Here is a 12,300-nt window from a genome sequence, read left to right on the forward strand (position 1 = left end):
GAAGAGTGCCCAACTCATGTACAGGAGTCAAGCGCTCTGGGTAGTCAGGCCGCGAAGTGGCTTGAAAGAGACGGGCTGTCAGTCCCGCGCGGGGAAGCGGTAGTCCAGAACGAACTGGTCAGCAGCCATGATCGTGTCGCAGACCTCGACCACGCGGTCATCGTCCGAAAAAGCACTGCGGACCAGGTGGACAACCGGGGCGCCGGGGCTCAGGGCAAGGGCGGTCGCCTCTGCCTTGGTGGCCAGTCGCGCTTTCACGGTCTCGATGAACTCCGCCAGCATGTGGCCGTGCTCCTCGAGGCGAGCGTAGATGCCACCGCCGCCGGGGTTCTCGGCGAACATCTCGGGGATGTCCTTGACCACGTCCCAGGGCAGGTAGGACGTTGCCTCTTCGGTGGGGATGCCGTCGCGGAAGTACCTGCGCTTGCGGGCAAGAACCTTGGTGCCCGTCGCGACGTTCAGTCGCTCTGCAATCTCGGCCGGCGCGTCGACGGGGCCGACGTAGAGCACGTTCACCGAGGGAGTGCCGCCAGACTGTTCGGCTTCGGCGAGATAGGCAGCCTTACCGGCTTTGCGGTGCGCCCGGCGAAAGCGATCGGATGACTTTCGCTGGACAGGAGGCCGCGAGCGGACGAAGGAGCCGCGCCCATGGTGGGTCTCGATCAACTGTGCCGCGCGCAGCTCGGCAACCGCCTTGCGTACGGTTCCTGAGGCGACGCTGTACCGAGTCATCAGCTCGGCCTCACTGGGTACCGGAGTCCCAGGCTTCAACGCCCCCGACCTGATCTGTGCTGCGAGATCATCCGCGATCTGGAGGTACTTTGCCTTGGCCGAAGATGTCACGTCGCCTGTCGCCATAGTCCTACAGTCTCCCCTATTCTCCTGTACATGAGTAACAGCCGCCCGCAGAACCCGTCAACGCCGCTCCACTCGGTCTCCGTGGCAGGAATCGTCGTGCGTGAAGACGGGCGCGTGTTGGTGATCCGCCGTGCCGACAACGGCACGTGGGAGCCGCCCGGCGGGGTGCTTGAGCGTACGGAAGCCATCGAAGATGGGGTCCGGCGCGAGGTGTACGAAGAGACCGGGATCAAGGTGCGCGTGGAGCGCTTGACCGGGGTGTACAAGAACATGACGGTCGGCGTTGTCGCCATGGTGTTCAGGTGTCAGCCCGAAGGCGGTCACGAACAGCTCTCGGACGAGTCGACCGCTGTTGCATGGCTCACCCCTGATGAGGCCGTAGCGGCGATGAGCGAGGTCTACGCGGTACGCATCACGGACGCGTTGCGCGACGATGCGCCGCACATCCGGACGCATGACGGCCGCAAGCTGACGCCACTGGCAGGCAACTGATCTTCGGCCCGGGGGCCCGGACCTGTTACAGGTTTCTCTACCTCATCAAGCCCCGGCTGCGCTCCGCTCCGCCGGGCGCGCTTCCCGGCTCTGGCTGCGCCCGCGCTCCTGCCTTCGGCCCGCTCGGCGCTGCCGCCGCCGACGCGCGCCCACATGTGGATAGGGCCGGGTGGCCATGAGTCGATCACCGCATAGCGCGGCACGGTCAAGACGATGCCTCCGGCGGGGGATCGGCCGGCACCGGGATGGAGGGGGCGCCGTTCCCGACCGCGGGTCCGTAGTGGCGTGCGCGGGGAGCTCCCATCCCGTCCACCGCCGACCCAGGCAGAGCCGAGCAGACGCGGCCCATGGCGTCCAGGTCGTTCGTACAGTGGCGCGCTCCACCTGGACGCCATGAACCACGCCCGCTCCACGGTGTGTGGGTCGACGGCGGACGGGATGGGAGCGAGGTGAGTGGTGGGCTGAGGAGATAGCAAGGTCCGGAGCGCGAATCGACCTTCGAAACGAAGCCAGTGGACCAGCCCGTGGCTGCCAGCAAGCACTCGCCGAACATGCGGCTCCATCGCAGTTGCCCACAGCGAGTAATCGCGTGTCGCACGCGCACGGGGGCCAGATACGCAGGTAGGCCGGGCCAGGTTCAGTCACGCCGAGGAGATGTCTGTCACACCAATGGGGCTTTTACCGGACCAAATCGATCACTGTGGCACGGGGTGACGAAGCGTCGATCAGGCGCATTCCCATGGAATCGAAGGCTCCGCCCCAACAGTGCGGCACGCAGTGTCTTACCGAAAGGGTGACTGTCTGTCAGCGCGTTCCCTTAACCTGATTGTCATAAGGCCGCCTTCGAAGTGAAGGCGGCCTAGACAGCTCGCGTGCGGGTGGAGCCGCCGGGAGCCAGGAGTTCAAGGGAGTTCAACCTTGTCCAACGTCGACACTACCGTGCCACCCGAAGAAGGTAACCCCCGGGGCAGCCTTTTCGATCGACTGATGCTTCTGGACCACAACGGCCAGGAGTGCTGGTCTGCGCGCGACCTTCACTCCCCTATGGGCTATGAGAGGTGGGAACGCTTCGAAGTGGCCATCAACCGGGCCATCTCCGCAGCCGAGAACAGCGGGTTCGACCCGCTTGATCACTTCCGAGGCGCCTCGAAAGCGATCAACGGTGGCCGATGGGGGAGGCAGATGGTGTCTGACTACCGCCTCACTCGCTACGCCTGCTACCTGATCGCCATGAACGGTGATCCACGCAAGCCGGAGATTGCAGCAGCTCAGACGTATTTTGCAGTGAAGACCCGGGAAGCAGAGGCCAGGCACCAGTCGGCAGACGTTTCCAGCCCCGAGGGCGTCTTGGCTCTCGCTGAGAAGTACGTCGAAGCCGCGCGCGAACTGGTCTCGGCAAAGAGGGAGCTCGCGATCGCTGCTCCGAAGGCGGGAAAGTGGGACGCCTTCTGCGACTCTGACGGCCTCATAGACATGGCGGCCGCCGCGAAGGCTCTGAACAAGATCACGGGCGGACTCGGGCGCACGAAGTTCATGGAGTTGCTGCGCCGCGACAACATCCGCTTCCTCCAGCGGCAGAACCCCCGTCTGCCGTACGAGTGTCACACCCAAGCAGGCCGTGCCGAGGTGAAGTTCGTGGCGACGCCTAACGGACAGTGGGTGGAACAGACGTTTTTCACCTCGAAGGGGCTGGACTGGCTCGTCGACCGGCTTGGCGGCTCCATCCTCCCGGCGGCCTGACCGACTCGGGGATCCCGTGCCCCCAGCGTGTCCGATCGGACAGCGATCGGCGGGGAACAGCGGGGAGCCTCGGCGACCTGCCCGGGAACGTGCAGGTCAAGGTCTCACCAGGTCAGACCCAACCCGCGTACGCGATCTTCCAAACTAGCTACGCGGGTTCGATTCCCGTCGCCCGCTCTGAACGGCTCAGGGCCAGGTCGGAGGATGATTTCTCGACCTGGCCCTGATCGTTTTCCCGGGCGGGACGCACCTCAGTCGGCGCGCAGTGTGCGTATGTCGACGGTGTAGACGGAGCGTATGCCGTAGGGGACGTAGAGGGCGTCGCCGACGAGGGTCAGAGGGGCTCCCAGGCCGGTGGAATCGGCGGTGCCGCCGTCGTCGCGTCCCTGGAGGGTGGCGTCCACGGCGCCGGTGCGCAGGTTCAGGGCGGCCAGGCGGCCGCTGGGGGACGCCAGGTAGAGGTGGGACGCGGAGGCGGTCGGGGGGCCCGGCGACTCCACGGTGGAGTTGCTCTCCCAGAGCTGGCGCCCGGTGTCCGGGGCGACCGCGCGGACGCTGCCGCTGGACGACGTGAAGTAGAGCCGGTCGCCCAGGAGGGTGGGGGTCGCGCCTTCCGGCTGGGTTTGGGACAGCCGTACGGTCGTCAGGACGTGCGAGGTGGCGTTGATCAGGGTCAGTGTGCGGCGGGTGCCGGTCGTGTTGAGCACCACCAGGCGCCCGTCGGTCTGTCCGACGATGTCCTGCTCGCCGTTGACCCGCATGGTCCAGCGGGGACGGCCGGTGGCGGGGTCGAGTTGCGCGATGCTCGTGTGGGTGACGTCCTCCTCGCCCCACTGCTGGCACACCAGGTAGGCCTTCCGGGCGGCGCTGCGGAGCAGGCAGATCTGGGTGGCCGGGCTGGGCATCGGACGCTTCCAGCGGACCTTGCCGTCGTCGGCGTCGAGGAGGGCGTACTGCTGCCCTTTCGCGCCGTAGACGGTGATGACGCCCTCGGGTACGGCGGTGGAGAAGCCCTGGTCGCTGTTCGGCTCCGTGGCCTCGTCGCTGTCGCCGGTGACCGTCTTCCAGATCACCGTGCCGGTCTCGGCGTCGAGCGCCTGGACGGTGTAGCGAGTCGGATTGAACTCGTCCTCGCCGACGGTCCGGTCGTCGGCTCCGTAGACGTACACACGGCCGCTGCGCGCGGCGATGATCGCGCCCGCGTCGCCGCCGCCGATGTCGTCGGCGGTCTCGTCGATCGAGCGGGCCCAGGTGTTGCGGCCGTCGGCGAGGGCGAAGCGGGTCGCCATGACGTCGTCGCCGGCGCAGACGAGGGACCGGCCGGTGGCCCCGCAGCGGGCGAAGGGAGCGTCGGCGCCGATCGGGTCCTTGTCGGGGCTCGGGTCCTTCGACCTCTGGTGCCAGGCCTGCCAGCCGAGGGGCAGATCGCCCGGGTCGGAGTCGTCGCCGGTGAGGGCGACGGTGGTGGTGGCGAGGGCCGCGAGGACGACGGCGCCGGCCGCGGCGGCGAACCAGAGGCGCCTGCGGCGCGGGCGGGGACGATCGGGGCTCGTGACGGTCGGCGTCTCGTCCGCCGGGCGCGGCTCGGGGAGGACACCGTCGCGCAGCAGCCGTAGCAACTCGTCCGGCGAAGGGCGGGACTTGGGATGCTTTTCCAGGCAAAGGGTGATGAAAGGGAGCAAATCGGGCGGGACGCTGTCGAGTTCGGGGGTGCCTTCGACGACCCGGATGGCCGTCTCGTACGGGCTCGGGCTGTCGAACGGGCCGTGGCCGGTGGCGGCGTAGGCGAGGATCGAGCCGAGGGAGAAGACGTCGGCGGCCGGGCCCACGTCCTGGGGTGAGGAGAACTGCTCCGGGGACATGTAGGGCGGGGTGCCCATCACGCGGCCGGTCTGGGTGAGGACGTCGGCGGGCGCGAACTCGGCGGCGCGGGAGATGCCGAAGTCGATGACGCGCGGGCCGTCCTCGGCGAGCATCACATTGGCCGGTTTCAGGTCGCGGTGGACCATGCCGGCGCGGTGGATGTCCCGCAGGGCCTCGGTGAGGCCGGCGGCGAGTTCGCGCAACTGCGGCAGGGGCAGGGGGCCGTGGCGGCGGATGTGGGTGCCGAGGTCCTCGCCCGGGATGTAGAGCGTGGCCATCCAGGGGCGCGGCGCGTCGGCGTCCGCGTCCACGACGGGAGCGGTGAAGGCGCCGCTGACCTGGCGGGCGGTGGCCACCTCGCGGCGGAACCGGGTGCGGAACTCGTCGTCGTCGGCGTACTGCGCGTGCACGACCTTGAGGGCCAGGCGGCGGCCGGATGCCGAGCGGGCGAGGTAGACCACGCCCATGCCACCGGAGCCGAGGCGGTCCTCGATCCGGTAGCCGCCCACCTCCGCCGGATCCGTCTCGCGCAGCGCCATCCGTACGTTCCCCCGTTCCGGACCGTTCAACGATCACGAACGAGGGTATCCGTACCCTTCCAGGCCGCCCCACGGACCCCGGAACGGACCTAGAACTGGATCGAGTTGATCGTCTCGGCTATCGAGTTGAGGAACCTCTGGATGTCGTCGGCCATGCCGGTCGAGGCGAGGAAGAAGCCGAACAGCACGGCGACGACAGCCGGGCCGGCCTTGAGGGACCCACCACGAATCAACACCACCAAGATGATCGCCAACAGCAACACCACTGACAGCGAAATGGCCACAACAGATCACACCCTCGGTCGGTCCGCTCCCGGCCCGGGGACGCGACCCCGCGCACCCCCGCCAGAACCATCGTGCCACCAACCGGGCCCCGCTATGCGGCACGTGACGTTTCGTTCGCCACACCTGTGCCGGATCTGTGCGTGTCCACCGTGCGTGTCCACCACTCACGTCGCGCCCGCACAGGATTTCGGGTGCGCATCCGCGGAGGGAATTCGACGGGATCGTTTCCATCGACACACAATATGTTCGTCGATATTTCGAATTAAACGTGAGCTGATCATTCCGCCGGGGCCAGCTCCTGGCGATATGCACCTCTTAGTCCGGATGAATCCGGACAAGGCGGATGTCAAACAGGTGTCCACCCGGTTCATGTTCGTTGTACACGCGAGGTCGCGCGCAATAAACCGGGAATGACCTCGCGGGTTTTACGAAATCCCACAGGCAACGCTAGGGTGCCTCAGATGTTCCATGCTGCCTCGTCCCCCGCATGCGCAGCGAGGGCCTCGATCGACTCCCCCGGCTTCCGGCGGGAGGGTCTGTGAACAACTCGCTGCGACCGCACGGCCACAACAGAGCGCCACTCCCCCCGGCAGAGTCGTCGGCGGACGGAGTGCCGAGTCCGCGCTCGCCGCAGAACAGCCAGGCTCAGACGAACAAGAGATCCGCGTCCGGCGGTGCCAAGCAGCGCGACGCGTTCTTCGACAACGCCAAGTACCTGGCGATCGTGCTCGTCGCCATAGGACACTCCTGGGAACCGATCAAGGGCGACAGCCGGATCCTGGAGGCCGTGTACACCGTCGTGTACACCTTCCACATGCCGGCGTTCATCATCATCTCCGGCTTCTTCTCGCGCAGTTTCGACGCGAGCCCCAGCCGGCTGAAGCGCCTGATCACCGGCGTCGCGGTGCCGTACATCGTCTTCGAGACGGCGTATCCGCTCTTCAAGCGCTGGATCGACGAGGACCCGAGCCAGGAGATCAGCCTCCTGGACCCGTGGTACCTGACCTGGTTCCTGTGCGCGCTGTTCATCTGGCGGATGACCACCCCCATCTGGAAGATGGTGCGCTGGCCGCTGCCGCTCGCGCTCGGCCTCGCGATGGCGGCGACGGTCACCCCGGAGATCGGTGACGACCTGGACCTGCAGCGGGTGCTGCAGTTCCTGCCCTACTTCGTGCTGGGCCTGTGCATGAAGCCCGAGCACTTCCACATGGTGCGCACGCGCACGGTGCGGATCCTGGCCGTGCCGGTCTTCGCGGTGGCGCTGGCCTTCGGCTGGTGGGCCGTGCCGCGGATGAACACCGCGTGGTTCTACCACCGGGACGCCGCGCAGGAGCTGGGCGCGCCGTGGTGGGCCGGACCGGTCATGGTGCTGGCGATGTTCGGCTGCTCGCTGCTGCTGACGGCCTGCTTCTTCGCCTGGGTGCCGCGGCGGCACATGTGGTTCACGGCGCTCGGTGCGGGCACGCTGTACGGCTACCTGCTGCACGGGTTCTTCGTGAAGGCCGGCGACTATCAGGGCTGGTTCGAGCACGGCTGGCTGCAGCGGCCGCTCGGCGAGATCTTCGTCTCCGTCGTCGCGGCTGTCGGGGTCACGCTGCTGTGCACCTCGCCGGTTCAGCGGGTGTTCCGGTTCGCGATGGAGCCGAAGATGGAGTGGGCGTTCAAGCGGGACGCGGCTCAGTTGGCTCGGGAGCGGGAGAAGCGCGAGGGCGCTGCCGCGCGCGAGAAGGTCAGCGCCTGATAGCAGCGTTGCGAAGAGTCACTCTCCACTGAGACCGAGAAGTGCGCGCATCCGTGCGTACTTCTCGGTCAGTCGTTTGCGGGTCGGCTCGTCGAGGGCGGCCAGGCGGTGTGGGTCCGCGTTGTGTGCCAGGTCCGCCTCCTTCACCAGTAGGGCGCCCGGGGTGGTGAGGATGCGTGCGGCGTAGGTCTCGGGGGGCTCTCCGGGGATCTTGGTGACGGCGCGCACGATCGCCTTTGTGCGAGGGCTCAGGGGGGCCTCTTCCAGCCACTGTTCGGAGAGGGCGTCGTCCTCTACCGCGTCGTGCAGCCAGGCTGCCGCGATCTGGTCTTCGTCGCCGCCGCGGTCGCGTGTGCCTTCTGCTACGGCCTTCAGGTGTTCGGTGTAGGGGCGGCCGGCTTTGTCGGTCTGGTGGGCGTGGACGGTGCGGGCGATGGTTTCGACGGCGGCCAGGGACAGCGGGGGGTGGTCGGTGTCGGTCACTGGGTCAGTGTGCCGGGCGGGGGTGGGGCGTGGTGGTTCTTCGCCCCCGCCGCCCCTACCCGTCCCATCCCTGAAGGGGCTCCGCCCCTTCGACCCCGCCGAGGGGCTCCGCCCCCTGGACCCCCATCGGCCTGCGGCCTCGTCCTCAAACGCCGGACGGGCTGACAAGGGTCAGCGGGGTGTTGCCTGGGCCGTTGGGCCCTCCCGGCAGATCAGCAGGAGGGCTCTGTCGTCGTTGACGTCCTTGGCCACTGCTTCGATCAGGTGCCAGGCGGCGCCGTGGAAGCCGCCGGCCACGTAGCGGTCGGCCTCGCCGGTGAGGCGGTCTATGCCTTCGACGATGTCGCGGTCGGAGGTTTCGACGAGGCCGTCGGTGAAGAGCATCAGGACGTCTCCGGGGCGGAGGGAGCCCTTGACGGGGTCGAACTGGGCGCCGTCGTACACGCCGAGGAGGGGGCCCTCGGCGGCCTTTTCCTCCCAGCGGCCGCTGCCCGCGCTCAGTTGCAGCCCCGGTGGGTGGCCCGCGGAGTAGAGCTCGTAGTCGCCCGAGTCCAGGTCCAGGACCAGGTGGATGGAGGTGGCGAAGCCCTCGTCCCAGTCCTGGCGGAGCAAGTAGCCGTTGGCCGCCGGCAGGAACGCGTGCGGGGGCAGGCTGCCCAGGAGGCCGCCGAAGGCTCCGGAGAGGAGAAGGGCGCGGGAGGCCGCGTCCATGCCCTTGCCGGACACGTCCGTCAGGACGACCTCCAGTGTGCGGCCGCCGTTGGTGCGGGCCGCCACCACGAAGTCGCCGGAGAAGGACTGGCCGCCCGCCGGGCGCAGTGCCATCTCGCGATGCCAGCCGTGCGGCAGGCCCGGCAGCTTGCTCTGGACGCGGATGCGTTCGCGCAGGTCGAAGAGCATCGTGCCGCCGCGCCGCCAGGGCACGCCCACGCGGCTGCGGAACTGCGCGATGAGCAGGCCGAAGAAGCCGCAGGCGGCCACCACCAGGACCACGCCCGGGGTGACGCGGGACGGACCCTCCGTGTACGGCCCCAGCTGCACCGACTCCACGATCAGCGCCGTCGCCGCAGCCGCGTACAGGCCCAGCAGGCTCGCCGGGCGCAGCAGCAGTCCGCCCGCGACGATGGGGAGGACCAGCGCGGCCGGGGAGAACCACACCGGGTTGGCCATCGTCACGGCACAGATCAGGGGAACCGTCAGGAGCAGGCCGGCCAGTGCGATCCAGTCCGAGCCGTCGCCGCGGAAGTAGTCCACCGCGCTTCTGCGCACGCCGACGCGGGCCCGGTGCCACTGCATCTTCAACCGGGCCGTGAACGTCTCGGCCACCGTGCGCCGCTCTCGTCCTGCTGCCATTAGTTCGGGACCCTATCCATCGGACCAGTCGCTTGGCACGGGAGGTCCCACTTGTCCCCCGTCCGAGGTTCAACTTCACAGTGAACTTCACGGAAAGCCACCTCGCGGCCGCCAACGAGAAATTCCCTCGCTCGTCCCGCATTGCCCTGGTAGGCATGATTCATGGCGAAAGACAGTGCGAGCGACCCCGGACACTCCGGCCGTCCCGAGCTGCGGGTGCTACGGCGGGATGAATGGGACATCTGGTACGACACGTTGATTCGTGCCTTCGGTGCGGTCGCTGAGGCACCGGAGGAGCGGGAGTTGTGGGACTCGCTCACCGAGCTCGACCGTTCCCTAGGGGCCTGGGACGGGGACGCGTGCGTGGGCACGGCGGGCGCCTTCAGCTTCCGGCTGACCGTGCCAGGGGGCGGCTCGGTGCCCGCGGCCGGCGTCACGATGGTCAGCGTCGCCGCCACGCACCGCCGGCGCGGTGTGCTGACGTCGATGATGCGGCGGCAGCTGGACGACGTGCGCGCGTGGGGGTGGCCGCTTGCCGTACTGACCGCCTCCGAGCCGGAGATCTACGGCCGGTTCGGGTACGGCGTCGGCACCTTCCATGTGAACGCCGAGATCGACACGACCCGTGTGCGGCTGTCCGTACCGCCCGGCACCGATGACGTACGCCTGCGGTTCGCCGTACCGACCGAGGCCCTCGATCTGTGCGAGGCGGTGTACGCGCGCAAGGTGTCCGGCCGGCCGGGGATGCTGGCGCGTCAGCCCGGCTGGGAGCGGCTCCGGGTGCTCGACCCGGAGAGCGACCGGGACGGCGGCTCACCGCTTCAGTGCGTGCTGGCGGAGCGGGACGGCGAGGTCGCGGGGTACGCGCGCTATCGCATCAAGCCGGAGTGGGACCCGTCCGGGCCCAAGGGGTCGGTGTTGCTGCGGGACCTGGAGGCCCTCGACCCGGCGGCGCAGGCCGCGCTGTGGCGGTTCCTGTTCGACATCGACCTGACGTCCACGGTGAAGGCCTACGGGCGGCCCCTGGACGAGGCCTGGCAGCACCAGGTGTCCGACATCCGGCGGTGTGCGCTGCGCGTGCGGGACTCTCTGCATGTACGGCTGGTGGACATCGGGGCCGCGCTGGAGGCGCGTACCTATCAGGCGCCGGTGGATGTGGTGTTCGAGGTGGAGGACGCCTTCTGTCCCTGGAACGCGGGGCGTTGGCGGCTGACCGGGGATATCAAGGGCGCGTCGTGCGGGCGTACGACGGACCCTGCCGATCTCGCCTTGTCCGTACGGGAGTTGGGGGCGGCCTACCTCGGCGGCGTGGGCCTGGAGGCGCTGGGGGCGGCCGGGCGGGTGCGGGAGCTGCGGCGGGGGGCGTTGGCGGAGGCGGCCGTGGGGTTCGCCTCCGGTGTGGCGCCGTGGCTGCCGCACGGGTTCTGAGACGGACTTCCCTACGGGGTCTGGCAGTTCGGGCACCAGAAGAGGTTGCGGGCGGCGAGGTCGGCGGTGCGGATCTCGCCGGCGCAGATGTGGCAGGGCAGGGTGGCCCGGCGGTAGACGTAGACCTCGCCGCCGTGGTCGTCGACGCGGGGCGGGCGGGCCATCGCCTCCGGGGTGTGCTCGGGGCGGACGGTGTCGATGCGGTTGTTGCGGACGCCCTCGTGCATGAGGTCGACCAGGTCCGTCCAGATGGCGTCCCACTGGGTGGGGGTGATGTCCTTGCCCGCGCGGTAGGGGTCGATGCGGTGCCGGAAGAGGACCTCGGCCCGGTAGACGTTTCCTACGCCCGCGATGACCTTCTGGTCCATGAGCAGAGCGGCGATGGTCGTACGGCTGCGGGAGATCCGTCGGTATGCCTGGTGGGGGTCGGCGTCGGCGCGGAGGGGGTCGGGGCCGAGGCGGTCGTGTATCGCCTGCTTCTCCGTGTGTGTGATCAGGGCGCAGGTGGTGGGGCCGCGGAGGTCCACGTAGGCGGTGCTGTTCGCGAGGCGGAGGCGGACGGTGTCGGTGGGTGGGGGTGCGGGGGTGGCGCCGAAGTTGACCTTGCCGAAGAGGCCGAGGTGGATGTGGATCCAGTCGGCGTCGCGGAAGCCGAGGAAGAGGTGTTTGCCGTGGGCCTCGGTGTGGGTGAGTTCTGCGCCGGTGAGGAGTTGGGCCGCGTCTGAGAACTTGCCCTGGGGGCTGGTGACGTGGGGGGTCGTGCCGAGGAATGCGGTGGCGTAGTCCTGGGCCAGACGGTGGATGGTGTGGCCCTCGGGCACGGTGGCTCCTTCTTCGTGTGCGGGTGGGGGAGCAGGGTTTTCGCCCCCGCCGCCCCTACCCGTCCCATCCTTGAAGGGGGCTCCGCCCCTTCGCCCCCGCCAGGGGGCTCCGCCCCCTGGACCCCCGCTCCTCAAACGCCGGAGGGGCTGAAAGAGCCGCCGGACGGGCTGAAAGTGCTACTGCTGGGGGTGGTGCGGGGGGATCGGGGGGAGGTCGCCCGTCGTTTCGTAGGCGGCCAGCATGTTGATGCGGCGGGTGTGACGGTCGTCTCCGGAGTACGGGGTGTTCAGGAAGGTCTCGACGAACTTCGTGGCCTCGTCCTGCGTGTGCATGCGGGCGCCCACCGCCACGACGTTCGCGTTGTTGTGCTGGCGGCCCAGGGACGCCGTCTCCTCGCTCCAGGCCAGGGCCGCGCGGACGCCCTTCACCTTGTTCGCGGCGATCTGCTCACCGTTGCCCGAGCCGCCGATCACGATGCCGAGGGAGTCGGGGTCCGCGGCCGTCTTCTCCGCCGCGCGGAGGCAGAAGGGCGGGTAGTCGTCCTGGGCGTCGTAGATGTGGGGACCGCAGTCGACCGGGTCATGACCCGCCGCCTTGAGCCAGTCAACGAGGTGGTTCTTGAGTTCGAAGCCCGCATGGTCGGAGCCGAGATACACGCGCATGGAACGAGTGTGACACGGCTGTTTCGGGGCAACA

At 68.7% G+C, this 12,300-nt stretch carries 11 protein-coding genes; 4 read left to right on the forward strand and 7 right to left on the reverse strand.

Features of this window, described 5'->3' with window-relative positions; all coding sequences use genetic code 11:
* Positions 1–78: 78 nt before the first annotated feature.
* Positions 79–858 (reverse strand): GntR family transcriptional regulator, encoded by a 780-nt coding sequence (locus ABIE67_RS16785; RefSeq protein ID WP_370257932.1) that lies wholly within the window; start codon positions 856–858, stop codon positions 79–81.
* 30 nt (positions 859–888) lie between these two features.
* Here ABIE67_RS16785 and ABIE67_RS16790 point away from each other — a divergent pair, with 30 nt between their 5' ends.
* Positions 889–1,350: an NUDIX hydrolase gene (locus ABIE67_RS16790; RefSeq protein ID WP_370257934.1), complete on the forward strand. Its 462-nt coding sequence runs from the start codon at positions 889–891 to the stop codon at positions 1,348–1,350.
* Positions 1,351–2,268: 918 nt separating this feature from the next.
* Complete coding sequence (locus ABIE67_RS16795) at positions 2,269–3,090, forward strand: phage antirepressor KilAC domain-containing protein (RefSeq protein WP_370257938.1); 822 nt, start codon at positions 2,269–2,271, stop codon at positions 3,088–3,090.
* Between the two features lie 251 nt (positions 3,091–3,341).
* Here the strand turns inward: ABIE67_RS16795 and ABIE67_RS16800 are convergent, their stop codons facing one another.
* Both ABIE67_RS16800 and ABIE67_RS16805 read right to left on the reverse strand, forming a co-directional pair.
* Positions 3,342–5,492, reverse strand: coding sequence for a PQQ-binding-like beta-propeller repeat protein (locus ABIE67_RS16800; protein ID WP_370257941.1), 2,151 nt, complete (start codon positions 5,490–5,492; stop codon positions 3,342–3,344).
* 89 nt (positions 5,493–5,581) lie between these two features.
* Positions 5,582–5,776: a hypothetical protein gene (locus ABIE67_RS16805; protein ID WP_030044846.1), complete on the reverse strand. Its 195-nt coding sequence runs from the start codon at positions 5,774–5,776 to the stop codon at positions 5,582–5,584.
* Between the two features lie 539 nt (positions 5,777–6,315).
* Here ABIE67_RS16805 and ABIE67_RS16810 point away from each other — a divergent pair.
* Positions 6,316–7,518, forward strand: a complete 1,203-nt coding sequence (locus ABIE67_RS16810) for an acyltransferase family protein (protein ID WP_370257945.1) — start codon at positions 6,316–6,318, stop codon at positions 7,516–7,518.
* 18 nt (positions 7,519–7,536) lie between these two features.
* On the opposite strand, the gene ABIE67_RS16815 is transcribed toward ABIE67_RS16810, so the two are convergent.
* Together ABIE67_RS16815 and ABIE67_RS16820 are read right to left on the reverse strand one after the other, a co-directional pair.
* Positions 7,537–8,001, reverse strand: coding sequence for an HD domain-containing protein (locus ABIE67_RS16815; RefSeq protein WP_370257948.1), 465 nt, complete (start codon positions 7,999–8,001; stop codon positions 7,537–7,539).
* A gap of 171 nt (positions 8,002–8,172) precedes the next feature.
* Positions 8,173–9,354 carry a PP2C family protein-serine/threonine phosphatase gene (locus tag ABIE67_RS16820; protein ID WP_370257950.1) on the reverse strand — a complete coding sequence of 394 codons (1,182 nt, stop codon included), beginning with the start codon at positions 9,352–9,354 and terminating at the stop codon, positions 8,173–8,175.
* 162 nt (positions 9,355–9,516) lie between these two features.
* Between ABIE67_RS16820 and ABIE67_RS16825 the strand changes: the two genes are divergently transcribed.
* The gene (locus tag ABIE67_RS16825) at positions 9,517–10,782 is read left to right on the forward strand and encodes a GNAT family N-acetyltransferase (RefSeq protein WP_370257953.1); all 1,266 of its coding nucleotides are present in this window, start codon (positions 9,517–9,519) and stop codon (positions 10,780–10,782) included.
* 11 nt (positions 10,783–10,793) lie between these two features.
* On the opposite strand, the gene ABIE67_RS16830 is transcribed toward ABIE67_RS16825, so the two are convergent.
* Positions 10,794–11,603 (reverse strand): Fpg/Nei family DNA glycosylase, encoded by an 810-nt coding sequence (locus ABIE67_RS16830; protein ID WP_370257955.1) that lies wholly within the window; start codon positions 11,601–11,603, stop codon positions 10,794–10,796.
* Positions 11,604–11,780: 177 nt separating this feature from the next.
* Positions 11,781–12,266 (reverse strand): ribose-5-phosphate isomerase, encoded by a 486-nt coding sequence (locus ABIE67_RS16835; protein WP_370257957.1) that lies wholly within the window; start codon positions 12,264–12,266, stop codon positions 11,781–11,783.
* Between the last annotated feature and the right edge of the window lie 34 nt (positions 12,267–12,300).

The organism is Streptomyces sp. V4I8, from assembly GCF_041261225.1.
Taxonomy (GTDB): Bacteria; Actinomycetota; Actinomycetes; order Streptomycetales; family Streptomycetaceae; genus Streptomyces.

Excerpts from the sequence above, each read along its gene's own strand:
- ABIE67_RS16785 (WP_370257932.1), bottom strand. The coding sequence starts at position 858 with ATGGCGACAGGCGACGTGACATCTTCGGCCAAGGCAAAGTACCTCCAG.
- ABIE67_RS16790 (WP_370257934.1), top strand. The coding sequence starts at position 889 with ATGAGTAACAGCCGCCCGCAGAACCCGTCAACGCCGCTCCACTCGGTC.
- ABIE67_RS16800 (WP_370257941.1), bottom strand. The coding sequence starts at position 5,492 with ATGGCGCTGCGCGAGACGGATCCGGCGGAGGTGGGCGGCTACCGGATC.
- ABIE67_RS16820 (WP_370257950.1), bottom strand. The coding sequence starts at position 9,354 with ATGGCAGCAGGACGAGAGCGGCGCACGGTGGCCGAGACGTTCACGGCC.
- ABIE67_RS16825 (WP_370257953.1), top strand. The coding sequence starts at position 9,517 with ATGGCGAAAGACAGTGCGAGCGACCCCGGACACTCCGGCCGTCCCGAG.
- ABIE67_RS16835 (WP_370257957.1), bottom strand. The coding sequence starts at position 12,266 with ATGCGCGTGTATCTCGGCTCCGACCATGCGGGCTTCGAACTCAAGAAC.